Source organism: Rhodococcus shunpengi (assembly GCF_048381395.1).
Classification (GTDB): Bacteria; Actinomycetota; Actinomycetes; order Mycobacteriales; family Mycobacteriaceae; genus Rhodococcus.
Genome location: NZ_JBLWIU010000011.1, coordinates 90845 through 113409 on the forward strand (window position 1 = coordinate 90845; position 22565 = coordinate 113409).

At 68.0% G+C, this 22565-nt stretch carries 27 protein-coding genes; 13 read left to right on the top strand and 14 right to left on the bottom strand.

What is annotated here, in order from left to right:
* Positions 1 to 25 precede the first annotated feature (25 nt).
* The 3 genes from ACNJ7K_RS04700 to ACNJ7K_RS04710 form a co-directional block, all read right to left on the bottom strand.
* The gene (locus tag ACNJ7K_RS04700; protein WP_159417720.1) at positions 26 to 589 is read right to left on the bottom strand and encodes a dihydrofolate reductase family protein; all 564 of its coding nucleotides are present in this window, start codon (positions 587 to 589) and stop codon (positions 26 to 28) included.
* Complete coding sequence (locus ACNJ7K_RS04705; RefSeq protein WP_120280092.1) at positions 586 to 1569, bottom strand: helix-turn-helix transcriptional regulator; 984 nt, start codon at positions 1567 to 1569, stop codon at positions 586 to 588. The genes ACNJ7K_RS04700 and ACNJ7K_RS04705 overlap by 4 nt, the downstream gene beginning before the upstream one ends.
* Before the next feature lie 65 nt (positions 1570 to 1634).
* Entirely contained in the window at positions 1635 to 2492 is an 858-nt protein-coding gene (locus tag ACNJ7K_RS04710) for an SDR family oxidoreductase (RefSeq protein WP_120280093.1), read from the bottom strand.
* A gap of 128 nt (positions 2493 to 2620) precedes the next feature.
* Here ACNJ7K_RS04710 and ACNJ7K_RS04715 point away from each other — a divergent pair, with 128 nt between their 5' ends.
* On the top strand, positions 2621 to 3640 hold the full coding sequence (locus ACNJ7K_RS04715) for an iron-containing redox enzyme family protein (protein ID WP_487041284.1): 1020 nt from the start codon (positions 2621 to 2623) through the stop codon (positions 3638 to 3640).
* Between the two features lie 77 nt (positions 3641 to 3717).
* On the opposite strand, the gene ACNJ7K_RS04720 is transcribed toward ACNJ7K_RS04715, so the two are convergent.
* From ACNJ7K_RS04720 to ACNJ7K_RS04730, 3 genes are all read right to left on the bottom strand, one after another.
* Positions 3718 to 3990 carry a hypothetical protein gene (locus ACNJ7K_RS04720; RefSeq protein WP_006552395.1) on the bottom strand — a complete coding sequence of 91 codons (273 nt, stop codon included), beginning with the start codon at positions 3988 to 3990 and terminating at the stop codon, positions 3718 to 3720.
* A gap of 125 nt (positions 3991 to 4115) precedes the next feature.
* On the bottom strand, positions 4116 to 5222 hold the full coding sequence (locus ACNJ7K_RS04725) for an NAD-dependent epimerase/dehydratase family protein (protein ID WP_487041285.1): 1107 nt from the start codon (positions 5220 to 5222) through the stop codon (positions 4116 to 4118).
* 25 nt (positions 5223 to 5247) lie between these two features.
* On the bottom strand, positions 5248 to 5793 hold the full coding sequence (locus tag ACNJ7K_RS04730) for a Dps family protein (RefSeq protein WP_059383385.1): 546 nt from the start codon (positions 5791 to 5793) through the stop codon (positions 5248 to 5250).
* 217 nt (positions 5794 to 6010) lie between these two features.
* On the opposite strand from ACNJ7K_RS04730, the gene ACNJ7K_RS04735 reads away from it, so the two are divergent.
* Positions 6011 to 6166 carry a DUF6131 family protein gene (locus ACNJ7K_RS04735; RefSeq protein ID WP_006552398.1) on the top strand — a complete coding sequence of 52 codons (156 nt, stop codon included), beginning with the start codon at positions 6011 to 6013 and terminating at the stop codon, positions 6164 to 6166.
* Between the two features lie 210 nt (positions 6167 to 6376).
* On the opposite strand, the gene ACNJ7K_RS04740 is transcribed toward ACNJ7K_RS04735, so the two are convergent.
* From ACNJ7K_RS04740 to ACNJ7K_RS04755, 4 genes are all read right to left on the bottom strand, one after another.
* A complete protein-coding gene (locus ACNJ7K_RS04740; RefSeq protein WP_174247000.1) occupies positions 6377 to 6631 on the bottom strand; it encodes a CDGSH iron-sulfur domain-containing protein in 255 nt (84 codons plus the stop codon).
* Positions 6632 to 6635: 4 nt separating this feature from the next.
* Positions 6636 to 7262, bottom strand: a complete 627-nt coding sequence (locus tag ACNJ7K_RS04745; protein ID WP_120280096.1) for a HemK2/MTQ2 family protein methyltransferase — start codon at positions 7260 to 7262, stop codon at positions 6636 to 6638.
* 198 nt (positions 7263 to 7460) lie between these two features.
* Positions 7461 to 9053, bottom strand: a complete 1593-nt coding sequence (locus tag ACNJ7K_RS04750; protein WP_120280097.1) for a phytoene desaturase family protein — start codon at positions 9051 to 9053, stop codon at positions 7461 to 7463.
* Complete coding sequence (locus tag ACNJ7K_RS04755) at positions 9050 to 9493, bottom strand: SRPBCC family protein (RefSeq protein WP_120280098.1); 444 nt, start codon at positions 9491 to 9493, stop codon at positions 9050 to 9052. The genes ACNJ7K_RS04750 and ACNJ7K_RS04755 overlap by 4 nt, the downstream gene beginning before the upstream one ends.
* Positions 9494 to 9608: 115 nt before the next feature.
* Here ACNJ7K_RS04755 and ACNJ7K_RS04760 point away from each other — a divergent pair, with 115 nt between their 5' ends.
* Both ACNJ7K_RS04760 and surE read left to right on the top strand, forming a co-directional pair.
* Positions 9609 to 10568, top strand: a complete 960-nt coding sequence (locus ACNJ7K_RS04760; RefSeq protein WP_120280099.1) for a 1-phosphofructokinase family hexose kinase — start codon at positions 9609 to 9611, stop codon at positions 10566 to 10568.
* A complete protein-coding gene (surE, locus tag ACNJ7K_RS04765; protein ID WP_120280100.1) occupies positions 10565 to 11356 on the top strand; it encodes a 5'/3'-nucleotidase SurE in 792 nt (263 codons plus the stop codon). Before ACNJ7K_RS04760 ends, surE begins: the two co-directional genes overlap by 4 nt.
* Before the next feature lie 109 nt (positions 11357 to 11465).
* Here the strand turns inward: surE and ACNJ7K_RS04770 are convergent, their stop codons facing one another.
* Positions 11466 to 12521: an alpha/beta hydrolase gene (locus ACNJ7K_RS04770; RefSeq protein WP_120280101.1), complete on the bottom strand. Its 1056-nt coding sequence runs from the start codon at positions 12519 to 12521 to the stop codon at positions 11466 to 11468.
* 190 nt (positions 12522 to 12711) lie between these two features.
* Here ACNJ7K_RS04770 and ACNJ7K_RS04775 point away from each other — a divergent pair, with 190 nt between their 5' ends.
* The 4 genes from ACNJ7K_RS04775 (at position 12712) to ACNJ7K_RS04790 (ending at position 16763) form a co-directional block, all read left to right on the top strand.
* Positions 12712 to 14274: an FAD-dependent oxidoreductase gene (locus ACNJ7K_RS04775; protein ID WP_487041286.1), complete on the top strand. Its 1563-nt coding sequence runs from the start codon at positions 12712 to 12714 to the stop codon at positions 14272 to 14274.
* Between the two features lie 90 nt (positions 14275 to 14364).
* Complete coding sequence (locus tag ACNJ7K_RS04780; RefSeq protein ID WP_120280103.1) at positions 14365 to 14931, top strand: type 1 glutamine amidotransferase domain-containing protein; 567 nt, start codon at positions 14365 to 14367, stop codon at positions 14929 to 14931.
* A gap of 104 nt (positions 14932 to 15035) precedes the next feature.
* A complete protein-coding gene (locus ACNJ7K_RS04785; RefSeq protein WP_174246999.1) occupies positions 15036 to 15182 on the top strand; it encodes a hypothetical protein in 147 nt (48 codons plus the stop codon).
* A gap of 138 nt (positions 15183 to 15320) precedes the next feature.
* Positions 15321 to 16763, top strand: a complete 1443-nt coding sequence (locus tag ACNJ7K_RS04790) for an alpha,alpha-trehalose-phosphate synthase (UDP-forming) (protein ID WP_487041287.1) — start codon at positions 15321 to 15323, stop codon at positions 16761 to 16763.
* A gap of 115 nt (positions 16764 to 16878) precedes the next feature.
* Here ACNJ7K_RS04790 and ACNJ7K_RS04795 read toward each other — a convergent pair whose 3' ends face one another.
* Positions 16879 to 17079 carry a hypothetical protein gene (locus ACNJ7K_RS04795; RefSeq protein ID WP_120283592.1) on the bottom strand — a complete coding sequence of 67 codons (201 nt, stop codon included), beginning with the start codon at positions 17077 to 17079 and terminating at the stop codon, positions 16879 to 16881.
* 171 nt (positions 17080 to 17250) lie between these two features.
* Between ACNJ7K_RS04795 and ACNJ7K_RS04800 the strand changes: the two genes are divergently transcribed.
* The 3 genes from ACNJ7K_RS04800 to ACNJ7K_RS04810 all read left to right on the top strand — a co-directional run bounded on the left by ACNJ7K_RS04800 (position 17251) and on the right by ACNJ7K_RS04810 (position 19883).
* Positions 17251 to 17964: a PAS and ANTAR domain-containing protein gene (locus tag ACNJ7K_RS04800; RefSeq protein ID WP_487041288.1), complete on the top strand. Its 714-nt coding sequence runs from the start codon at positions 17251 to 17253 to the stop codon at positions 17962 to 17964.
* An 89-nt stretch (positions 17965 to 18053) separates the two neighbouring features.
* Complete coding sequence (locus tag ACNJ7K_RS04805) at positions 18054 to 18410, top strand: hypothetical protein (RefSeq protein ID WP_019291150.1); 357 nt, start codon at positions 18054 to 18056, stop codon at positions 18408 to 18410.
* Between the two features lie 219 nt (positions 18411 to 18629).
* Positions 18630 to 19883: a glycosyltransferase gene (locus ACNJ7K_RS04810; protein ID WP_487041289.1), complete on the top strand. Its 1254-nt coding sequence runs from the start codon at positions 18630 to 18632 to the stop codon at positions 19881 to 19883.
* A 33-nt stretch (positions 19884 to 19916) separates the two neighbouring features.
* Here ACNJ7K_RS04810 and ACNJ7K_RS04815 read toward each other — a convergent pair whose 3' ends face one another.
* Both ACNJ7K_RS04815 and ACNJ7K_RS04820 read right to left on the bottom strand, forming a co-directional pair.
* Complete coding sequence (locus tag ACNJ7K_RS04815) at positions 19917 to 20417, bottom strand: hypothetical protein (RefSeq protein WP_487041290.1); 501 nt, start codon at positions 20415 to 20417, stop codon at positions 19917 to 19919.
* A gap of 188 nt (positions 20418 to 20605) precedes the next feature.
* Positions 20606 to 21049 (bottom strand): STAS domain-containing protein, encoded by a 444-nt coding sequence (locus ACNJ7K_RS04820; RefSeq protein ID WP_120280108.1) that lies wholly within the window; start codon positions 21047 to 21049, stop codon positions 20606 to 20608.
* 307 nt (positions 21050 to 21356) lie between these two features.
* On the opposite strand from ACNJ7K_RS04820, the gene ACNJ7K_RS04825 reads away from it, so the two are divergent.
* Positions 21357 to 21776, top strand: a complete 420-nt coding sequence (locus ACNJ7K_RS04825; protein ID WP_026061321.1) for an ATP-binding protein — start codon at positions 21357 to 21359, stop codon at positions 21774 to 21776.
* Positions 21773 to 22555: a SigB/SigF/SigG family RNA polymerase sigma factor gene (locus ACNJ7K_RS04830; RefSeq protein WP_120280109.1), complete on the top strand. Its 783-nt coding sequence runs from the start codon at positions 21773 to 21775 to the stop codon at positions 22553 to 22555. Before ACNJ7K_RS04825 ends, ACNJ7K_RS04830 begins: the two co-directional genes overlap by 4 nt.
* The last annotated feature ends 10 nt before the right edge of the window (positions 22556 to 22565 follow it).

Genomic DNA, 22565 nt, shown 5'->3' on the forward strand with positions numbered 1-22565 from the left:
CGACGGTACCTGCAGGTGATGCACATCACAACCGGCCGGTGGCGTCCTTCAGCACTTCGTAGCGGACGACGGCGAACTCTCCGCTCTGCCCGAGCTCGGTGAGGCGCATCTCCACGTGTCGCGGGAGCAGTGGACGGCCGGAACCGATGGTCACCGGTGCGAACGAGACGACGAGCTCGTCGAGCAGACCGCGCTCGGCGAACTGTCCGGCGAGATCACCGCCGCCCACCATCCACAGGTCGCGGCCGTTCGCGGCCTCGGCCATCTCGTCGTAGACCTGACGGACGTCCTTCTGCGTGAAGCGGATGTCGCCGGGTTCGTCGCCTGCCCGGGCGACGGGCAGGTCGTCGCGATGCGTGAACACCCAGCAGGGCAGGTCGTACTCCCACTTGTCCTCGCCTGCATGGTCGAGCACCCAGCGGTAGGTGGACGATCCCATGGCGATGGCGCCGATACCGGCGATGAACTTCTCGTAGTCGAACGGCCCGCCGTCGCCGGACTCCCGGGTGAGCAGCCAGTCGAGCGAATGATCCTCGGTGGCGAGGAAGCCGTCCAGTGTGCTTGCGGTGTAGTAGATCATCCGGGTCATGAGTTGCTCCTGTTCCAGTCGAGTGGATCTCCGTGATCGACGTCGAGGCCGGCCGCCCGCATCATGTGCCGCGCGAGTTGACGGCGGTGTGCGGCGAAGGTGAGGACGTGGGCGACCACTCCTCCGAGGACGAAGCTCTCGGGAGGGTCGCACAGGGCGTCGATGAGCACGTCACCCCAGGCGCCACGGCGATGGATGTCGCGGATCGTCTCCACCCAGCGCGGAGCGATGTCCTCGAAACGCGCCGTCAGAGAGTCGATTCCGTCGTCCGCATCCTCGGGGTGGTCGGCGCCCACCATCGAGGCCAGCCACATCTCCTTGGCGCGTACCAGGTTGCCGAGCACACGTGAGACGGATTCCTCGGGACCGTCCCATGCGAGAACCACCAGTCCGGGGAACCTGATCCGGTCGCGCTCGTCGTCGTCGAGTTCGGTGGCGCGCTCGAGGAGATAGCGGGTGTCCGCGAGATCGTGCTGCACCATCTGCGCGAGGACCTCGGCGGCCGGGTAGGCGGGCGCGGTGGGCCGTCGCCCGTCCTCCTCGACCCAGAGATTGGTGGGCGGATGGAAGTGAACGCCGTTGGGGGCGGGCAACCAGTGATCGACGGGCGCGGGCGCCCAATGATCGACGGGCGCGGGCGCCCGGTTGCCACCGCCGCCGGTGCCGAGCACCCGGGCGGCCGCGCTGGGTGGATATCCGTAGGCGCGGGCGAAGGCGCGGGCGAACCCTTCGACGCTGTCGTAGCCCGCGGCGAACGCGGCATCGGTGACCGAACTGCCGTGACGCAGTTGCCAGGCGGCGCGTTCGAGCATGACCCGGCGCCGCAACGCTACCGGCGACTCGCCGGTGCCCACCGCGAAGGTGCGGCTGAAGTGCCACTGCGACGCGTAGGCGTGCTGCGCCATCCGTCCGAGGGTCGCGTTGTTCTCGTCGAGAACGGCGTCGAGCAGTTCCCGGAGTCGGTCACGGCCGAAGGTCATGCATTCAGTGTCGCGCGCAGACCCCGGCCGCCGCCCGACCGTTCTTGCTCTCCTGGCTCACCCGGTCAGCCGGGCATGGTCTCGCCGCCGAGCGGGGCGAGCACTTCACCGCTGTAGTACGAGGACATCGTCTCCGATGCGAAGAAGACGTAGGACGGGGCGATCTCGTCGGGTTGCGCGGCGCGGCCGAAGGGCGCCTGCTGTCCGAACTCGGAGACCTTCTCTGCGTCCATGGTCGCCGGGATCAACGGGGTCCACACCGGTCCGGGCGCCACGCAGTTCACGCGGATCTGCCTGTCCTGCAGCGCCTGCGCGAGTGAGTAGGTCAGGGCGATCACCGCGCCCTTGGTCGCCGAGTAGTCGATGAGCGTCTTGTTGCCGCGCAGACCGTTGACCGATGCGGTGTTGATGACGGAACCGCCCGGCGTCAGGTGCGGCAGGGCCACCTTCGTCACGTGGAAGAAGCTGTCGATGTTCACGGCGAAGGTGTGGCGCCACTGCTCCTCGCTCAACTCGGCGAAATCGTCGACGGGCTGCTGGGTGCCGGCATTGTTGACGAGGATGTCGAGGCCACCGAGTTGTTCGACCGTCTCGGCCACCACTGCCCGGCAGTGCTGCGCGTCGCCGAGGTCGCCCGCGATCACGTGACATGTGCGGCCCTCGCGTCGCACGAGGTCGGCGGTGTGTTCGGCGTCGCGGTGTTCCTCGAGGTACGCGATCGCGACGTCGGCACCTTCCTTCGCGAAGGCGACGGCGACCGCCCGTCCGATGCCGGAGTCACCGCCCGTGACGAGGGCCTTGCGGCCGGACAGCAACCCGCGGCCGACGTAATCGCGCATCTCGTCGGTGGGGCGCTCGGCCATCTCGTCGGTCTCACCCGGATAGTCGATGGTGTGTGGTTCTCGTTCGCGGTCCTCGCTCATGGCCGCCGGATACCCACAGGCTGCACCGATATTCACGCCCTTTTCCCCGGTCCGCACCGACCGAGGGGTCGCTTCTGCACCGACCGACGGGTCGTTTCTGTACTGCTCCGAGAGGGTAACCCCGGCATATGGCTCATGAGACCCGGATGTGCGACGTGCACGACGCTCCGCTTCCCACGCCCCGCGGCCCCATCTCCGCCGAGATCGTCGAGCGACTCGGCGGCCCGGTGGACGATGCCGTGTGGGACGTCGCGACCGACGGCGCGGATGCCTACGGCGAGGACGTCCAACTCGCTCTGGCCGTTCTCTACGAGCTCCACTACCGGGGGTTCGCGGGCGTCGATCCCGCCTGGGAATGGGCACCGGGCCCGCTCGGGGTCCGGGCGCGTCTCGAGCGCATCTTCCTCGATCGGCTGCGCGCCGACGTCCCGGCTTCCGACGATCCGCAGGGTGTCCTCGAGGACCTGTGCCGCGAGCCGGACGACTCGTGGGGTGTCTCCCACGAGCTCGCCGCGAACGGCACGTGGGAGATGATGCGCGAGTTCTTCGTCCATCGCTCGATCTACCACCTCAAGGAAGCGGACCCGCACGCCCTCGCGATCCCGCGACTGTCCGGTCGCGCCAAGGCGGCGCTGGTCGCTGTCGAGTTCGACGAGTACGGCGGAGGTCGGGCCGAGCGCATGCACTCGCGGTTGTTCGCCGACCTGTTGCTCGCCGCCGGCCTGAAGGACGACTATCTGGGCTATCTCGACGTCGTTCCCGCCGTGACCCTTGCAACGGTGAACTTCATGTCGTTGTGCGGTCTGCACCGCGCGTATACGCCGATGCTGGTCGGGATGTTCGCCGCGGCCGAGATCACCACCGCCCCCAGCGCCCGCCGCATGGTCGAGGCTCTCGAGCGTCTGGGCGCCGACGACGCGTGCGTCCTCTTCTATTCCGAGCACATCGAGGCCGACGCTGTCCACGAGCTCGTCCTGCGGCACGACGTGGTGGGTTACATGGTCGAACAGGATCCGGCTCGGGCGCAGGACATCTCGTTCGGTGCGCAGGCCATCGAGTTCCTCGAGGGCCGGCTCGGAAGCCATCTGCTGGGCAGCTGGGCCGCCGGTCGCAGCTCGCTCCTCGCGTCGGCGGAGGCACCGGCCTGACGCTCGGGTACGAGACAGCGAGGGGAGCCCCGGGACAGTGCGTCCCGGGGCTCCCTCGTCGGCGCCGGGGTCCCGGCTCAGTCGATGAGGCCGGGTTCGTGCGTGGGGGTACCGCCGGACCCGCGGAGGCGGCGTCGACGGAGGTTGAGCGCGGACATCACCACGCCGACGACGATGAGCACGGCCGCAGCGATGGCTCCGACGATCACCCATCCCTCGAATCCGTCGCCCGCCGCGTAGAGGACGAGAGCGACGACAGCGATCCCCGCGAGGATGCAGGCGTATCCGACCCAGCCCGAAGCTCGGGACGCAGTGGTGGGAGCGTGAGCTCGATTCGATGGTTTCGTCATGGTGGTGGATACCGCATCCGGCCCTCCATGAAACCAGCCCTCCACGAACCAGCCCTCCACGACCCAGCAGGGACGGCGGAGGGCGGCGGATGGCTCTGCGCAGGAGAGCGTTGCGGCCGAGAGTATTACGGCGGGATCCGCCGGCCGATGGGTCCACGTTCGACGAGCGCGGCGAGTCGTTCGCGCGCGCTGCGCGGAGAGAGGACGGGGCTGTCGGTGCCCGTTGCGCTGCGCATGCCGCGCACCGTCTCGGACCATACCTCGGGACCGTCGTACTTCGGCGACCATCCGAGTTCCTCGCGGGCCCTGCTGCAGTCGAGCATCGGGCAGGTGTAGGCCAGGTCGATCCAGCCGCCCTGCACCGGTTGCAACCGTAGGCGCCAGGTCGCTTCGGCGAGCGCCGACAGACCCCATCGCGGCACGGGAATCGTCGGGCAGTCGAACGGAGCGGCGAAGTCCCGCGCTCCCACCGGAGTCGGTGCTCCCAGGTTGAACGGACCGGGCACCCGTCGCTCGAGTGCTGCGACCAGCGCGTCCGCTACATCGTCGGAGTGCACGGCGGGGATGGCGAGCCCGTGATCGATCGGGATCAACGGCAGATGGTTCGTGATGCCGGCGGGCACGAACTCGGGCAGCACGTAGCGTTCGAGACCGGAGCCGGAGACGAGTTGCCCGATGAATCCCGGGCGGAAACGGGTGAGGACAGGCACGTTCGTGCCGGACTCGAAGTCGTCGAGGAATGTCTCCGCCGCAACCTTGTCGACGCTGTAGACACAGGTGGGCACGCCTTCGCGGCCCCACGACTCGTCGACCTCCCGACCGTAGGCACCGTCGGAGTACACGGCGGCGGAGGACATGTGGATCACGTGTGCGACACCGGCGTCGGCGGCGGCCGTCATGACGGCGCGGGTGCCGTCCACCGCCACCCGCCGGAGATAGTCGCGACGGTGCGAGGGCTGGAATCCCCAGGCCAGATGCACGACGGCATCGGCCTCCGCGAAGATCGGAGTCAGGATGCGGGCGGCGTCGGGAGCCGCGAGGTCCACGGCGCACCACCTCGCCACCGCATACGGATCGCGCGCCGGGGGAATCCGGCGCGCGATCGCGACGATATCGAGTTGTGCGGGATGAGCGGCCAGCCGGCGCAGAAGCGCCGTGCCGACATTTCCGCTCGCTCCGGTGACGACGATGCGTCGTGGCAGACCGGTTCGGGATGTGGAAGCCATCGGCATCGTCGGTATCGTCCGAGTGTCCCGGTCAGCGGGCCGATTCCGCTGCGTCCTTCTCCGTCTGCGCATCGGCGTTCGGGAGAGTACCGGCAGCGTTCTCGAGGTGGGCGCGGACGAACCACTGGAACTTCTCCAGCTGGCCGGTCTGGCCGATCAGGACGTCCTCGGTGATCGGGTCGAGCTTGCCGACCTCGTCGATCGCCTTGCGGTTGTCGGTGATGATGCCGTCGTAGACGAGGTCCAGCGCGGCGAGGTGCGCCTGCGCGGTGTCGCGGCCGACCGAGTAGTCGTCCCACGTGCGGTTCTTCTCGATGGCGCCCGGCGTGCCCTTGGGCGACGCACCGAGCGCGGCGATCCGCTCGGCGACCTCGTCCGCGTATCCGCGCACGAGTTCGACCTGCGGATCGATCATCTCGTGGACGCCGATGAAGTTCGGGCCGACGACGTTCCAGTGGATGTGCTTCAGCGTGAGGTGCAAGTCGTTGTAGGCACTCAGGCGCTCCTGGAGAATCTGCGCGGTGCGCGAGCCGTCGGCATCGCTCAGACCGGGAACCGTGTAGCTCGAGTTCGACATATTCTTCCTCCAGAATGCTCTCGGGTGTGTCGGAAGGGGGATACCCGAGGCACGGTGGAATTCAAACATCCGGGCGCGCCGGACGTCCCGTGACCTGCATGGAAGAATTTGTCCGGATTCGGCGAGTCACAAACGTTTGGAAACGGACCAACCCGGTTATTCGATCGCCGGGCACCGAGGCTTCCAGGTTTCGGTCATGACATCTGAGGTGGCGACAATGATCATTCTGGGTCTGATTCTGTTGGTGGTGGGGTTCTTCACGGGTATCTCGATCCTCACCACACTCGGAGTGATACTTCTGGTGATCGGCGTGATCCTTGCGATCCTGGGTGCGACGGGCCGGGCGATCGGCGGACGCGCGCACTGGTACTGACCCCCTGTCGATCGTCCGTGCCGGAAGGAGACGTCCGGCACGAGGCAGAACTGCGGATCCCGGGTGCTCACGGCACCCGGGATTCGTCGTTTCCTGATCCCTACGACTCCGTCCCGATACGACAGGCCGGCCGGTCGACCGGGTTCCGGAACGACGTCCGGGCCGGCCCCTGTGCAGGGACCGGCCCGGACCGGCAGGTTCGTCCGGTGACTAGGTGTCGGTGCGCGCCGCCGCCTTCGGCGTACGGAGGGCGCGATGGCTGGTGTCGCAGAGGGGGTACAGGGCGCTGCGGTGACATCGGCACACGGCCACCACGAAACGGTCCGAGACCGTCTCGGCGCCGTCGTCCTCGACGATCCGCACCGGGCCCTCGACGAGGGTCGGACCACCCCTCACCTGCCGCACGACCCGTGCTTCGCACTCCCCGTCGGCGGTGAGCTGCGTGATCTTCGGTGCCCTGCTCACGTTCTCAACTCCTCGTGCGGGGGCGATCGGCGCGAACGACGACCACCTCCTCGGTCAGTGCCCCCGGCTCCGCCAGCTGCGACGAGTACAGATAGTCCGTGCGGCTGCGAAGGACCGGTCCGAAGGGAATACGGCTGCGGGCCACGACGGATGCCTTGAGATCCGCGTCGCGCAGCCGGGACAGTGTCGCCTCCACACCGGTGAACTCGGAGTGCACGATCAGCGCGAATCCGCCGGGCGTGAGCAGGGTGGGCAGGCTGTCGCACAACGGATCGAGCACACAGCGGCCGTCGGCGCCGGCATCCCAACGCGGGTCGCGGTTCTCCCCGTCGCACGGAACGTACGGCGGATTCGACAACACGATGTCGAACGGACCGTGGCGCAACGCCGCGTCCAGGCCTCCCTGCCGGGCACGGATCGGCAGCCGGCGCGACCACGCGTTGACGCGGGCACTGAACACCGCTCGCGGGTTGATGTCGAAGGCCGTCACCGAGGAAGCACCGAGCATGGCGGCGTTCACCGCCAGAAATCCTGTCCCCGTGCAGAAGTCGAGTACCTTCGCACCCTTCGTACCGCCTGCGTCCGCAAGCGCGCCTGCGAGCAGATACGAATCCTCCTGGGGGCGGTACACCCCCGGAAGACGCCATACCCGCGGCGAATCCGATCCGTCCAGCGCCAGGGAAGCTGTCACGTCACACCACCTCGTATCTCGAGTTCGACGGCATCTCCACCACCCCGGGCCGAAGACCCGGATCCGTCCGTTCGCGGGCGGATACCCGCGCGACTTCCGTGTGAAACACGCCACCGTTCCGCGAGGGAGGGCCGACTGTCACGAGAACAGCACCCGGCGAGCGGCATTTCGCACGCGTCGGGTCACCGGAGCGGTGCGTTTGTCGTCCGCGAGTGCGGCATGAGCGGCGTTCCAGCCGCCCATGCCGTGGACTCCCCCGCCCGGATGCGCACCCGAGCTGGCGAGATACACCCCTTCGACCGGGGTTCGCGGTCCGCCGAAACCGGGAGTGGGCCGCAGGAACAACTGCTGGTGGACCTGCGCGGTTCCACCGTTGACGGCTCCGCCGACGAGATTCGCGTCGGCCGCTTCGAGGTCGCCGGGTCGCTGGACGTGCCGGCCGACCACGCGCGCACCGAAACCCGGTGCGTAGGCCTCGAGTTGCGCGTCGACGCGTTCGGCGAGGTGGTCGGCGGACGCGTCGTCGGTGATGCCCCGCGGCAGATGTGTGTAGGCCCAGCAACTTTCGGTTCCCTCGGGCGACCGCGTCGCGTCGGTCGTCGTCATCTGTCCGAAGAGCAGGAAGGGCGACTCGGGGACGACCCCGGTGGACAGATCGGCCGACCACCGGATCATCGCGTCCGTATCGGCACCGACGTGCACCGTGCCGGCCCCGCTCAACGAGGGCGAACGCCACGGCACGCGGCCGTCGAGCGCGTAGTTCACCTTCACGACCGGGGTGTCCCATTCGAACTTGCGCAGGTCGTCGAGTACCCGCGACCCGACGGCGTCGGCCGGGAGGAGCCGCGTGTACAGGGCCGGGGCCGAGGTGTCGGCGAGGACGGCGCGTCGCACCTTCACCCGCTCGCCGCCGGCGGTCCGGACTGCGGAGACCTTCCCGCCCTGCACCTCCACACCGACGACCGGCGAGTCGCACCGCAACTGGGCACCTGCCGAGGCGCCGCGACGGACCAATGCGTCGGTGAGCGCTCCCGCGCCGCCGACCGGCGCGGGGAATCCGACGTCCTGCGCGAGCATCGTGAGCATGTAGCCCATGACGCCGCTACCGGGCGCCTCGGGCGGTGTGTCGGCATGCATGGCGTTGCCCAGAAGCAACAGCCGCGCCGCCGAACCGCCGAACAACTCGGACGACATCCGGGTGACGGGCAGCGCGAGCATGCGCGCGTAGCGCAGCAGATCTCCCGTCTTCATCGTGCGCAGCAGGTCCACGGAACCCCGGACGGGCGGGAACGGGCCGAGGAGCAGTTCGAGCAGCGCGCCGCGTACCTGCTTCCACTGGTCGAACAGCGCCAGCCACGCTTCCCCGTCACCGACGCAGCGACGCTCGAGGTCGGCCGCCGTGTCGGTCGGATCCGGAGAGACGACGATCGCGTCCTCGTCGTCGGGGCCGAGCGGGTGACCGAAGGCCTTCGGGGAACGCGCCCAGCGGAGGCCGTGCGACGCGAGATCGAGGGCCTGGAAGGCCGGTGAGGCGACACCGAGCGGATAGAACGCGCTGAACAGATCGGCGCAGTATCCCGGGTGGAGTTCTGCGCTGCGCACCGCTCCGCCGGGTTCGGGTTGCTCCTCCAGCACGAGGACGTCCCATCCGGCGTCGGCGAGCACCGCGGCAGCGGTCAGACCGTTGGGTCCGGCACCGATGACGACCGCATCGACCGTCGCGTCGCTCATTCGGTGGCGCCTTCGGCGAGCAGCACCAGCCGTCTCAGGCATTCCTGGTTCCGTGGCAACACCATTTCCTCCTGTACACGATCGGGGACGAGGGCGTACGGCCCTTCGACGACGTGTTCGGCCATCGTGATGCGGGTGCCGCCGTCGTGGGTGGGTTCGAGCGAGATCGCGATCTCCGCCTTGCCGAACAGCCAGGCACGTGCGCGCAGCACCAGTTGCCGTTCGGGCACCACCTCGCGGACCTCGGTGTGGTCGTCGAGCAGGAGAGGCCACAGACCCACCGAATGATGGATCCGGGTGTCCCGTTGCGGCCAGGCCGGGTCGACGGCCCGGATGCGGGACGCCCCCACCACCCACGCTGCGTACCGCCAGCCGTCGGCGAGGATCTCCCACACTCGTGCCGGCGCCACCGAAGTCTCGATCGTCGCGATCCTGGCCATGCCCGCTCCTCATCCTCTGGACGACAGCTCGCTTGCGGCAGACGCATACCCCGCCACCGTAGGTGTCACACGACGTCGGGTGTCATCGCTGTTCGGAGGGGGTATCCCGGCGGGCATGGAAGCCGAGAACACCCCCTCCTCGAACCCGTACGCCTTCGTCTTCGCACCGTCCCCGCTCCTCACGGTGACACTCGAGAAGGCACCCGACGGAAGCACCGAATTGCACGTCCACCCCGGCGGGCAGGGATTCTGGATCGGCCGCATGGCATCGACCCTGGGAATGGACGTGCACCTGTGCGGACCGTTCGGCGGCGAGTCCGGCACGATCCTCGTCGACATGATGAACCGCGAAGGCGTGACGGTGCACGCCGTGGAGACCGCATCGCCCAACGGTTCCTACATCCACGACCGTCGCGAGGGCGAACGGAAGGAGATCGTGGAGATCGATCCGCCCACGCTCACCCGGCACGAAACCGATGATCTGTTCAGCGCGTCGCTGGCGTCCGCGATGTGCGCGAAGGTCGCGATGCTGGGTGGACCGCACTGCGACGACGCCGTGCCGACCGAGGTGTACACGCGACTGTGCTCGGATCTGGGCGCCCTCGGCATCCCGGTCGTCGCCGATCTGTCCGGCCCCACCCTCGGTGCGGCCCTCGAAGGCGGGGTGACCGTACTGAAGGTGAGCCACGAGGATCTCATCGAGGACGGTCGCGCGAAGTCCGAGGACCTCGACGATCTCGTCGAGGCCATGCACCGTCTCCACGACGAAGGTGCCGCGTCGGTGGTGATCTCGCGGGCCGGTGATCCGGCGATCGCACTGGACAACGGGACCATCTGGGAGGTGGAGGCGCCCTCGGTGCAGACGGTGGACCATCACGGCGCCGGTGATTCGATGACAGCGGGTATCGCGTCGGCCTATGCCGCGGGCGCGAAGTTCGAGGACGCGCTGCGTCTCGGCGCCGCAGCAGGCGCGGTCAACGTCACGCGTCGCGGGCTGGCGACGGGACATCGAGCCGCGGTCGAGAAGATGGCCGAGAAGGTGGAGGTCCGGAAGTTGAAGGGGAAGCGTTCATGAGAGCACTGATCGTCAACGACGACGGCATCGACAGCCCCGGTCTGGCGCTGCTCGCCCGGATCGCCGTCGAAGCAGGTCTCGACGTGCAGGTCGCGGCGCCCCATGTCGAGCGCAGCGGTGCGAGTGCATCGCTGACCGCTCTCCAGGACGAAGGAAAGCTCCTGCTGAGCCGTCGCCCGCTCGACGACCTGCCCGAGGTGGAATCCTATGCGGTGGAAGCCTCTCCGGCGCTGATCACCTTCCTCGCCTCGTACGGCGCGTTCGGGACGGCACCGGACATCGTGCTGTCCGGAATCAACCTGGGTCCCAACACCGGTCACGCGATCCTGCACTCGGGCACGGTCGGTGCGGCGCTGACCGCTGCCAGCCACGGCGCTCGCGCAGTTGCGTTCTCGCTCAACGGCACCGCTCCCTCGCAATGGGAGACCGCCGAACTGGTGGCACGTCGCGCTCTCGACTGGGCGATCGAACACAGCCGTCCGGGTGCGGTTCTCAACGTCAACATCCCCGACATACCCGTCCACGAGTTGCGCGGATTGCGCAGCGCCCCGCTGGCGGAGTTCGGTGCCGTCCAGGCGGAGATCGGGGAGGTCGAGGACGACGGCGACATCTCCCGCGCCCTGCCGATCACCTTCCGGGCGGTCGAACTCGACGAATCCAACGACAGCGACGCCGTTCTCGTGTGTCAGGGGTGGGCGACCGCGACCGTGCTGACGATGCCTTTCGAGGTGGCGGAGGCCGATCTCGGCACTCTGGAGTTCGCCCACTCGGACAGTTCGCAGCAGTAGGCTCGGATCCCGCTCGGTCACGGACGCCGTGACCGAGCGGTCCCGACCGTCAAAAAGACTCAGGCTCTGCGATTCTCAGGCCACTGCGGTTCTCAGGCCACTGCGGCTCTCAGGCCACTGCGGAATTCGAGACGAAGCCGGGAATCGGCGTCACGACGGACCGTTCCGTACGACCGGCCGTGTCCGTCACGGACTGCACGAACCTGCCGGCCTCGGCAAGCGCGCGCCGACTCTCGGGAAGACTGTCGGCGAAGATCGGGAACGCATGCACCTGGTGTCGCCACAAGTGGAGGTCGCAGCTCACGCCGGCCTCCCGCACGGCCCGAGCCATGGATTCGGCGTCGCTGCGCAGCAATTCGTCGTGACCGGCGTGGATCATCACCGGGGGCAGCACACTGAGGTCGTTGTCCAGCGGGCACATCAGTGGTCCGGGCTCCCCGTCGACGGTCAGGCGGGTATGAGTGCCCTCGATATAGCGCACGAGCGACTGCACCGCCGATCCGGGGAACATGGGGCAGGCTGCCTGCATGTCGTGTTCGGCGCGACGATCCGAATCGAGGTCGACCAGCGGCGACAGCGCAACGATTCCGGCCGGGCGGGGCAGGTCGGATTCCGCGATGGCCAGGGCCGTCATGAACGACAGGTATCCACCGGCGGAGTCGCCTGCGATGACGATGTCCTCTCCCCGATAACCCTTCTCGCACAACCACTCGTAACCGCGTACCGCGTCGTCCACCGCGTGCGCGATGGGAGCGTTCGGCAGCATCCGGTAGTCGACGCTGAGAACCGCGCCGTCGGCGCGATCCGACAGGCTCACGGCGAGCGAACGGTGAGTGTTCAGTCCGCACATCAGGAAAGCGCCGCCGTGGAGATACAGCACCGCGCGCTTGGTCGATCGCCCTTCCGCGCGGATCCACTCGGCACTGCACGTGCCCAGGTCGACGTCCACGTACTGCGCCCCGGAGGGCTTGGGGAGCAGGGACGCAGCGCCGTCGACGACCGACAGTGGCCACGCGAGGTCCGGCCGGGCCATCCATGCCCCGACGACCGGCTTCGCGAGTGCACGCACCGCGCCCCGAACGACTCGGGAGCGCACGCTACCGCCTCGGTGGGTGCGGCTGACGCCCTCACATCCACCGAAGTCGTCGATCTCCGAAGACAGCACTGGAACCTCCCGTGGATCACCCCACGAAACCGGTTGATTTCTTTCGTCTTACGAGGCGTGGTACTGCGGTTTACCCACGCTTGTCCGGAATCGAAACACCCGGTTTCGGGCAACGAACCGGAAAAGTCGGGTGCTACGCCCTCTTACAGGACCCGTTTACCGACCCGGTCGGGGAGGGTAACCAGCGCGTATGCCTACCGAGACCACGGTGTCCCTCTGGCGGGATCGCGCTTCACGGACCGCGATGTCCGACCGGACTGCGCTGTACGACCGGACCGAGCTGTACGACGACTGGACGGCCCGCCGGGAGCGCTACGACGTCGTGGTCGTCGGTGCCGGGATCACGGGCACCGTGATCGCCCTGCTCCTCGCCGAACGGAGACTGCGCGTCGCGGTGGTCGAAGCTCGGGACATCGGGGCCGTGACCACCGGAAACACCACCGGCAAGGTGAGCGTCCTGCAGGGCACGCGCCTGTCGCAGATCGGCCGCAGACATTCCGGGGCGATCCGTCAGGGATACGTCGACGGCACCCTCGCGGCGCAACGGTGGGTGGTCGACTTCTGCACGCGGCACGGACTCGACTTCGATCGTGCGGACGCCTATACCTATGCGCAGGACCCCTCGAATGTGAGCATGATCGATGCGGAGTACCACCACTGCCGCGCCGCCGGACTGCCGGCCGAACGGGTCGGCGAGATCCCCCTGCCCTTCGGCGTGGCCGCGGCGGTCACCATCCCGGACCAGGTGCAGGTCGATCCCATGCCCATACTGTTCACGGCGGTCGACCGGGCACGCACGGTCGGCGCCGAGGTGTTCGTCGGGCGTCGCGTGAAGACCGTGGACACCGAGGACGCAGGATGCATCGTCCGCACCGACGACGGCGACATCCGTGCAGATCGCGTGGTACTCGCGACCGGCATCCCCATCCTCGACCGTGGCGCGTTCTTCGCCCGTCTGGAACCCGATCGCTCGTACTCCATCGCCGTCGAGGTGCCCGGTGGGCCTCCGGAGGGGATGTTCCTGTCCGCCGACAGTCCCACCCGATCGCTCCGCACCGCCTCCGCGGTGGGAACGTCCTCGTCGGCGGACCGGCTGCTGCTCGTCGGCGGCAACGGGCACGTCGTCGGCCGGCACGATTCGACCCGTTCCGCGTACGACGACCTGCTGCGGTGGACTCAGCGGACGTTCCCCGGCGCCCACGAGCTGTACCGCTGGTCGGCGCAGGACTACACGAACATGGACAGCCTCCCCGAGGTCGGGCCCGTCCTGCCCGGCGCCGACCGGATCTGGGTGGCGACCGGCTTCGGCAAATGGGGCATGACCGGCGGGGTCGCGGCGGCCCACATCATCGCGTCCCGGTTCTCGGAGTCGCCGGATCCCGAGGTCGAGGCGTGGGCGCCCGCCATGGCGGCCTGGCGCACCGAACTGGTGACCGGCACTCCCACCGCAGCCAAGCTCAATGCCACCGTCGCATTGCACATGGCCAAGGGCTGGCTGCAGGCCGCGACGTCCTCCGGATCGGAGCCGGAAGAAGGACAGGGACAGGTGGTACGCAGTTGCGGACGTCCCGTCGGCGTGTCCACGGTCGACGGCCGGACGCACCGTGTGAGCGCGGTCTGCCCGCACCTCGGCGGAATCCTGCGGTGGAACGACGCGGAGTCGTCGTGGGACTGCCCGCTGCACGGCTCCCGATTCGCCGCCGACGGCGCTCTGCTGGAGGGCCCCGCTACCGGCAACCTCTCCCCCAGGTGACGCCGCGGGTGGAAGAAGGCGTGAGAGCCCGCGTTTCACGCCCACCCGAGCCGGGTAGTTCTGACAGCAGCCGAGAAAGGACACACGAACATGAATTCCGCCGATGGGGCACGACTGTCCGGACTGACCGTCGCAATTCTCGCGACGAACGGAGTCGAGGAGGTCGAGCTCGTCGAGCCGCGTAAAGCTCTCGAGGACGAGGGCGCCACCGTCCGACTCGTTTCGATCGAGCAGGGCGAGATCCAGGCCATGGAGAAGGACGTCAACGCCGCAGGGAAGTACACCGTCGATCACCTCGTCTCGGAGGTAGCCCCCGGCGACTTCGACGGCCTGGTGCTTCCCGGTGGAACCACGAATCCCGATCAGCTGCGCCAGGACGACAAGGCCGTGTCGTTCGTGCGGGAGTTCGTCACCTCCGGGCGTCCGGTCGGGGTGATCTGTCACGGGCCGTGGACACTCGTCGAGGCCGACGTGGTGCGCGACCGCACCCTCACGTCGTACCCGAGCGTTCGTACCGATATCCGCAACGCCGGCGGAAATGTCGTCGATCAGGAGGTGGTCGTCGATCGCAACCTCGTCTCGAGCCGCAATCCCGGCGACCTGCCGGCATTCTGCAAGGCACTCGTCGACCTCTTCGCCGCGAACCCCGCGAGCTGAGTTCCTCGGGCCGCGCACCACGCCGGCCGATCCTCTTTCCCTCACCGACCGCGACCGCAGAGGTCTCGGTCCGTCCCCACCTGCTTGTCGAAAGGACCTCGACGATGCTCGAGCAGAGCCCCGTTACCGGCGCCACTACCTCTCCCTCCGCGGCCCTCCCCCAGGGCGTGCGATTCAGTACCGCGGAAATCAAGAAGCGCATCGACGAAATGTTCGACAACCCGGCCGCTCCCGTCCCGAGCGAAAGCTGATCTCCGAAGAACCGCTGGTCGACGGCCCACAGCAGCGCTCGCGGTTTGCGGCCACCTACCCGCCTTGATAACAAGAAGTAGTCGATTTCGAACATTTGGGATTGGTTCGCCGTGAGGCAGTTTCAAGAAGGCGGGATTATGAACGAAACGAACTCCGACGATTTCGTCGTGGTCGCCAACCGTTTGCCGGTGGATCTGGAGACGCCGACCGACGGCGGTCCGCCGGTCTGGCGACGCAGCCCCGGCGGTCTGGTGACCGCCATGGAGACCGTCCTGAGGTCAAGCGGCGGTGCCTGGGTCGGTTGGCCCGGCACTCCCGACGTGACGGTCGAACCCTTCGAGGAGGACGGACTCTCGCTGTATCCGGTGGAGTTGTCCGCCCAGGAGGTCGAGGAGTACTACGAGGGTTTCTCGAACGACACCCTGTGGCCGCTCTATCACGACGCGCTCATCCCACCCACCTTCGATCGCCGCTGGTGGCGTACCTACCGCGCAGTCAACAAGCGATTCGCCGAGGCCGCGGCCCGCGCCGCCGCCCCCGGGGCGACGGTGTGGGTGCACGACTACCAGCTCCAGCTCGTTCCCCGGATGCTGCGCGAGCTCCGGCCCGACGTCACCATCGGCTTCTTCCTCCACATCCCCTTCCCGCCCACCGAGCTGTTCCTGCAGTTGCCGTGGCGGAAGGCGATCGTCGACGGTCTGCTCGGCGCCGATCTCGTCGGTTTCCATCTCCCCGGTGGGGCACAGAACTTCGTCTACCTCGCCAACCGGCTCTTCGGACTCCCGGCACCGCGCGGGACCTCGTCCGGTGGCACCATCGATCTCGGCGACCGGCAGGTCCGCGTCGACGCCTACCCGATCTCCATCGACGCCGCGCAGCTCCGGGAACGTTCCGGAGACAAGGACATTCGAGAGCGCGCTGCCGAGATCCGCAGGGATCTGGGCGATCCGGAGGTCATGCTGCTCGGCGTCGACCGTCTCGACTACACCAAGGGAATCGACGTACGCCTCGAGGCTCTGTACGAGCTGTTCGCCGAAGGCACCCTCGATCCCGAGAAGGTCGTGATGGTGCAGTTGGCCACGCCGAGTCGCGAGCGGTTGACGGCGTACGCACAACTCCGCGACCAGGTGGAGCGCGAAGTCGGCCGGATCAACGGCGAGTTCGCCCGCCTCGGTTCGCCCGTCGTCCACTACCTCCACGCCTCGGTCGACCGCGACGAACTCCTCGCGATGTACGCCGGCGCCGACGTCATGCTGGTCACTCCCCTGCGCGACGGCATGAACCTCGTCGCCAAGGAGTACGTCGCCTGCCACGGCGACGGCAGCGGTTCACTGGTGCTCAGCGAATTCGCCGGGGCGGCAGCGGAACTCCGTCGCGCCCTCCTCGTCAACCCGCACGATCTCGAAGGCGTCAAGCGCGCGATCGTAGAGGCGATCGAGGAGGACCCCGCCGAACGGAAGAGGCGCATGAAGACCATGCACGCGCACGTCATGGAGCACGACGTCGCCCGCTGGTCGCGTACCTTCCTCGACGACCTGCGGGCCACCTCGGGTGCGCACGTCGCGGCCTCCGAAAACTAGGCCACCGAAAGTCGGGCCACCGAAAGCCGGGCCGCGGGTCCCTCTCCAACGCTTACCGGGAAGGGACCCGCGTGCCCTGAACCTCGACGAGCTGCAGACCCGAAGGAATGCAGACCTACTGACTCGGCTGCGGCACCTCGCACTCGATCTCGGGATTGACGCCCGCATAGTTGAGCGGCCCGGCCACCACCGTGACCGCCACCGTCGCGAGACTGCTGCAGTTCTGGTCCGAGTCGCTGAAGTAGCCGCGCTGACCGGCCGCCACCGCACCGATGATCAACCAGACCAGGACCACGAGACTCAACAATCGCACGATCTCACCTCGATCCGTCCCATACGCCGGACCGTCCGGCCGGGTAGCAGTACCCGAGACGGAAACCGAACAAACGCACCGAGGAACATGATCCGGTCGTAACGGACGCAACATCTCTCATCCGTACCTCCGGGGTCTGAAACATCCTGTGGGAGTAACGGCATAATCATTCTTATGACCGATTCGCCCACCGATGAAGCGTTGAGCCGGATCCTCGCCGACGACGTCTCCCGGCACGTCGGCAGTTTCCGGTACCTGTCGACCGACGACTCGTGGGAATGGTCGGCTTCCGTCGCCCGCATACACGGCTACGAACCGGGCACCGTCGAACCCACGACCGAGCTCGTCCTCCGGCACAAGCACCCCGACTACCGGGACGATATTGCGACCCTCCTCACCTCCGTACGCACCACGGGTGAGCCCTTCAGCAGCCGGCACCGGATCGTCGACACCCGGGGCACGGTCAGGCATGTCGTCGTGATCGGCGATCGCCTCGTGGACGACGACGGCACGGTTCTCGGCACGTCGGGGTTCTATCTCGACCTGACCGATGCCCTCGAGGAGGACCTGCGGGCAGCGGTCGACGCCGCGATGTCGTCCTTGGCGGACGCCCGCGCCGTCATCGAACAGGCCAAGGGTGCTCTCATGCTGGCATACACGATCCCGGCCGAGCGCGCGTTCGAGATCCTGGCGTGGCGTTCCCAGGAGACGAACGTCAAGCTGCGCGCACTCGCCGAACGGCTCGTACACGAGATCTCGACCACCCCCGGGATCCTCGAAGAGTTCCGCGGCCGTTTCGATCACCTGTTCCTCACTGTTCACCAACGAATCCGATCGGGCGACCCACTCCCGTCCCCGACCGAGCGACCCACTGCACATCTCGATTGAGCGACCTGCTCGGGGGTACCCGAAGGTGGAGTCGCGCCCGGCACCGCGCCGGTCGCTGCGCATGCGCGCCCTTCGACGTGAGGAGAGCCATGACCCAGGATGTGGAGAAACGTTGGAACGACCCCCGCACGGCCCGTAAGGCCACGATGTACGCAGGGGGCGTGATCGTCGCCGCGCTCGTGGTGATGGGCGTCGCCATCCTCTGGGGCACGAATTCCGGACAGGACTGCAGCGACGCCGCATTCGCGGTGTGCACCGATCCCGCCCGCCAGATCCTGGTCTTCGGACCCACACTCGTGCTCCTGCTCGGCGGACTCGGCGCACTGCTGACGGCCTACCGCACGTGGAAGCGCGGCGGTCGCTGGCCGATCTGGCAGGGTGCAGGATGGGTACTGCTGGTGCTGATGGTCGTCTACGCCACCATCTCCGCCCGCGCCATCATCTGATCCGACGCCCGGTCGTCCCGGCCCGGAGCGGCCGGAGCGGCCGGAGCGGCCGGAGCGGCCGGAGCGGCCGGAGCGGCCGGAGCGGCCGGAGCGGCCGGAGCGGCCGGAGCGGCCGGAGCCACCGGCCCCACACGAACGAACAGGCGGGACAGCAGCGTATTTCGGTTCGTACCGCGCGACGTGACCGGTTTATCCCCCACCACACACGGGAATACCGCTGTGGTGAAGATCGCGATGGTTGCCGGACAAGTGAATCCCCTGCTCGGTCACGGCGCGCACGCAGGTGCGCCGCCGCAAGGACTGCACGTCCACCTGGCCGAACTGTCCTCCGCCCTCGCCGGGGCCGGCCACGAGGTGGTGGTCTACACCCGCCGCGAGGACCGCGACGGCCCCGACCGGATCTCCACCCCCGGCGGATACGAGGTGGTGCAGGTACCGGCAGGACCGCCGTCCCCGCTGCGCCCCGACGAAACCGCCTCGGCAATGGGGGAATTCGGGAGCTTTCTGGATCGGGAGTGGCGTCAGCGGCCACCGGACATCACCCACGCCCACTACTGGCTGTCGGGTCTGGCCACCCAGCTCGCCACCCGTTCGCTGGGTATTCCCACGGTTCAGACCTTTCACTCCCTCGGCACGGTCGAGCACCGCATCCGGGAGAAGACGGCGATGGACGCATCCGCGCGCGACCGAATCCGCTTGGAGCGACTTATCGCCCGGGGCGCGACGCGCATGATCGCGACGAGTTCCGATGAGGTGTTCGAACTGGCGCGCATGGGCCTCCCCCGCACGCGGACCACAGTTGTGCCGAGCGGAGTGGACGCCGCGCACTACAGCACCGCCGCCGCTCCCGACACCACGAGGACCCGCAAGCATCGTCTGCTCGCAGCCGGCCCTCTCGAGCCGGGCTCCGGGTTCGACATCGTCATCGAAGCGCTGGCGGGCATTCCCGATACCGAACTCGTCATCGCTGCGCATCCCGCTCCCCCGTACCTGTCGCGTCGATCCGACGAGCAGGAGAAGTCCCGTCTCGTGAAGCTCGCGCGCGTACGCGGTGTGCAGGGACGCGTTCGGATCCGACGCGATGTCGGTCGGGACGAGATGCCCGGTCTGCTTCTGTCCGCCGACGCCGTGGTCTCGACTCCCTGGCACGATCCGTCGGGGATGCTCGCCCTGCAGGCGATGTCGTGTGGTCGCCCGGTGATCGCGACCGCTTCCGGAGGAATGCTCGATACCGTGCTCGACGACGCCACCGGTCTTCTCGTGCCTACCCGTTCCCCCGAGGCCGTCGCGGCAGCCGCGTGCCGGCTCCTCTCCGATGCGACGACACGCGCCACCTTCGGGATCGCCGGACGCGACCGCGTGCTCGCCCGGTACACCTGGGATCGCGTGGCGGAGGACACCCTTCGCGCCTACGAGCGGTGTGTGCCGGTTCGGCGTACTGCACACCGGACCGCACGGACCGGTGTGCAGTAGCGCCTGTCGAACTCGGCACATGCGCCGGAACGATCAGCGACGGAAGTCCTGATCGTTCCGGTGCGCACCCGCCCCGCCGGCATCGCCGATCCGGTCCTCGCCGCCGGGCACCGAGTTCGACGTCGGCGAACCTGCCGTTCCCGGAGCCGATTCCCCGCGGTGGTCACCGCGATCGGCACGCTCTGCGGAACGGGGATCCAGTTCCTCCGCACGGCGACGACGCTCGTCGAGTTCGGCGCGGGCCGCTTCGGCGGTACGGCGTTCGTCCTCGGAGCGAGCACGCAGCCGCTCGGCCTCGGCTGCCTTGGCTTCGGCTTCCGCCGCGACGCGGCGGGCCTCCGCTTCGGTGCGTTCGGCCGACGCGGTCCGTTGTTCGACACCGGGCCTGTTCTCTTCGACGCTGCGACGCAGACGTTCGGCTTCGGCACGCCGTCGCTCGGCACGCCGGTTGCGAAGCGTCCACACCAGCACGGCCAGCACCACCAACGCGACGACCACCGCTATCACCAGCAGAATCCAGTCGTTCGTGCTCATCTCGACCTCCTCGGGTTCACCAGCGGGTTCCCCCGGGTCGAAGTGACGAAACGGGCAGGTCGGGCCGATCGGTGTATCGGAGGTGGCCCCGAACGAACCGTTGCCGCCCGGGTATCCCGAACGGCAACGGTATGGAGGGGCGTAGCGGATTGCGTGCCACGCCGCGTAGTCGGCTCTCCCCGAGTCCCTCAGGTCATAGGAGCGACGGCAGCGAGCGCTGCTTCACGTGTCTTGCAGGCCTTGGCGGCGATGGCCGCATCGGCGACCCGGAGCAGCCGTTCCACCGGCCGCCCACTCAGCAAGGCCCAGCGGACATTCAGGGCACGCGCCCGTTCGTCGAGATCGTCGAAGACCGACAACCCCGCCGCACCGAAGAATTCGACTGCTCCGAGATCGACGACCATACGGATGGATTCTTCGAGCTGCCGGTGGGTGAACGCGTGCAGAGCGTGTGCGTTACGGATGTCGATCTCACCTCGTACGTCGATCCAGACGAGGTCCGGTTCGATCCTCTGAGCACTGAACTCCGCCCCGACGACCCGCTGTGCGGGAATGTCGGACCTGATCGGCTGAGCCGACCACGTGGAAGGGGCGGAATCGACCTGTGCGGCAATTCGCTGAGGAACTGTCATAGCACTTCCCAACATCGAAAATTGCAGGAAGCGCGACCGACGAGACAGGCACAACCGGTGACCGATCGGAACCCTCCCGCAAGGGATGGCGCTTCCGTGTTCTCGGCTGTGTGCTCAACCTGTCCCCAACAGTAGTCCACCGGCCATGGGCACTCAACACGTCGAACGTGCATTTCGGGCGTGTTGCCAACCCCCGCCCAGGTCACGGCGGATGGATTGAATTCGCGGTATCTGGGTAATCTCTCCGACGACCAGACAGACACGACCCGCTCGTACCCCCACTCCCCGTACTGGAGACATCAGGCTCATGGCAAAATCCGCGTCGATCGAATCGGCACGCGACCACAATCCCCCGGTAGTCGAACTCCGAGTAGAGGCCCATCCCGATCAGCTCGCAGTGCTCCGAGCGGTAGCCGCCGCGATCGCGCTGCAGCACGACTTCGACCTCGATACCGTGGCGGACGTGAAGCTCGCCGTCGACGAAGCGGCCACACGGCTGATCATGGGCGCTCCCGAGGACGCGGTTCTGGCCTGCTCCTTCCGGGCGGCCCTTCCGCTGCTGCACATCAGCCTGTCTGCCCCGACGAACGACGCATCCGCGATCGGGCAGCCGCGCTCCTTCGGATGGCACGTGCTCAACTCGCTGACCGAGTCCATCTCGGTGACCAGCGACGACTCGCGCGCCACGATCGACATGTCCATCGCCGAAGGCAGCGCCGATCGGTGACGCGCAACACGGGTAGGTCGAGCGACGAGTATGCCGACGTCACCGAAACGCTGAGAACGCTCCTCGCCCTCGAGGAGGACGACCCCGGTCGTGTCCGCATCCGCGACGAAGTGGTCGAGCGGTGTCTTCCGCTCGCCGAGCACATCGCCCGACGCTTCGACGGCCGTGGTGAGGCCTTCGAGGACCTGTTGCAGGTGGCGCGTCTGGGCCTGGTCAACGCGGTCGACCGGTTCGACCCCGAACGCGGCTCGGATTTCGTCTCCTTCGCGGTCCCCACGATCATGGGTGAGGTGCGCCGGCACTTCCGCGACGCCGGCTGGGCCGTTCGTGTGCCGAGGCGCATGAAGGAACTGCATCTGTCCCTGAGCAAGGCCACCTCCGAGCTCTCCCAGCGCCTCGGACGCGCGCCCACCGCCTCCGAGCTCGCCGAGGAACTCGGCATCGATCAGGAGGAGGTGCTGCAGGGTCTCGTGGCCGGCAACGCCTACCAGACGGTGTCGGTCGACCGGTCGTCCCCGTCGGGCGACGACGGGCTCACCCTCGCCGACACCCTCGGCGACTACGACACCGCGCTCGACGAGGTCGAGAACCACGAGGCGCTGCGACCGCTGCTCGAGGCCCTTCCGGCCCGTGAACGCACGGTCGTCCTGCTGCGCTTCTTCGGCAACATGACGCAGACGCAGATCGCCGAGCGCGTGGGTGTCTCGCAGATGCACGTGTCGCGTCTGCTCACGAAGACCCTCGCGCAGCTCCGCGAGCAGCTCGGCGACAACTTCTGACGAGTCGACG

Excerpts from the sequence above, each read along its gene's own strand:
- ACNJ7K_RS04790 (WP_487041287.1), top strand. The coding sequence starts at position 15,321 with ATGAACGAAACGAACTCCGACGATTTCGTCGTGGTCGCCAACCGTTTG.
- ACNJ7K_RS04750 (WP_120280097.1), bottom strand. The coding sequence starts at position 9,053 with ATGAGCGACGCGACGGTCGATGCGGTCGTCATCGGTGCCGGACCCAAC.
- ACNJ7K_RS04705 (WP_120280092.1), bottom strand. The coding sequence starts at position 1,569 with ATGACCTTCGGCCGTGACCGACTCCGGGAACTGCTCGACGCCGTTCTC.
- ACNJ7K_RS04710 (WP_120280093.1), bottom strand. The coding sequence starts at position 2,492 with ATGAGCGAGGACCGCGAACGAGAACCACACACCATCGACTATCCGGGT.
- ACNJ7K_RS04720 (WP_006552395.1), bottom strand. The coding sequence starts at position 3,990 with ATGACGAAACCATCGAATCGAGCTCACGCTCCCACCACTGCGTCCCGA.
- ACNJ7K_RS04715 (WP_487041284.1), top strand. The coding sequence starts at position 2,621 with ATGGCTCATGAGACCCGGATGTGCGACGTGCACGACGCTCCGCTTCCC.
- ACNJ7K_RS04755 (WP_120280098.1), bottom strand. The coding sequence starts at position 9,493 with ATGGCCAGGATCGCGACGATCGAGACTTCGGTGGCGCCGGCACGAGTG.
- ACNJ7K_RS04760 (WP_120280099.1), top strand. The coding sequence starts at position 9,609 with ATGGAAGCCGAGAACACCCCCTCCTCGAACCCGTACGCCTTCGTCTTC.
- ACNJ7K_RS04735 (WP_006552398.1), top strand. The coding sequence starts at position 6,011 with ATGATCATTCTGGGTCTGATTCTGTTGGTGGTGGGGTTCTTCACGGGT.
- ACNJ7K_RS04805 (WP_019291150.1), top strand. The coding sequence starts at position 18,054 with ATGACCCAGGATGTGGAGAAACGTTGGAACGACCCCCGCACGGCCCGT.
- ACNJ7K_RS04725 (WP_487041285.1), bottom strand. The coding sequence starts at position 5,222 with ATGCCGATGGCTTCCACATCCCGAACCGGTCTGCCACGACGCATCGTC.
- ACNJ7K_RS04700 (WP_159417720.1), bottom strand. The coding sequence starts at position 589 with ATGACCCGGATGATCTACTACACCGCAAGCACACTGGACGGCTTCCTC.
- ACNJ7K_RS04780 (WP_120280103.1), top strand. The coding sequence starts at position 14,365 with ATGAATTCCGCCGATGGGGCACGACTGTCCGGACTGACCGTCGCAATT.
- ACNJ7K_RS04775 (WP_487041286.1), top strand. The coding sequence starts at position 12,712 with ATGCCTACCGAGACCACGGTGTCCCTCTGGCGGGATCGCGCTTCACGG.
- ACNJ7K_RS04730 (WP_059383385.1), bottom strand. The coding sequence starts at position 5,793 with ATGTCGAACTCGAGCTACACGGTTCCCGGTCTGAGCGATGCCGACGGC.
- ACNJ7K_RS04820 (WP_120280108.1), bottom strand. The coding sequence starts at position 21,049 with ATGACAGTTCCTCAGCGAATTGCCGCACAGGTCGATTCCGCCCCTTCC.
- ACNJ7K_RS04825 (WP_026061321.1), top strand. The coding sequence starts at position 21,357 with ATGGCAAAATCCGCGTCGATCGAATCGGCACGCGACCACAATCCCCCG.
- ACNJ7K_RS04785 (WP_174246999.1), top strand. The coding sequence starts at position 15,036 with ATGCTCGAGCAGAGCCCCGTTACCGGCGCCACTACCTCTCCCTCCGCG.
- ACNJ7K_RS04815 (WP_487041290.1), bottom strand. The coding sequence starts at position 20,417 with ATGAGCACGAACGACTGGATTCTGCTGGTGATAGCGGTGGTCGTCGCG.
- surE (WP_120280100.1), top strand. The coding sequence starts at position 10,565 with ATGAGAGCACTGATCGTCAACGACGACGGCATCGACAGCCCCGGTCTG.
- ACNJ7K_RS04800 (WP_487041288.1), top strand. The coding sequence starts at position 17,251 with ATGACCGATTCGCCCACCGATGAAGCGTTGAGCCGGATCCTCGCCGAC.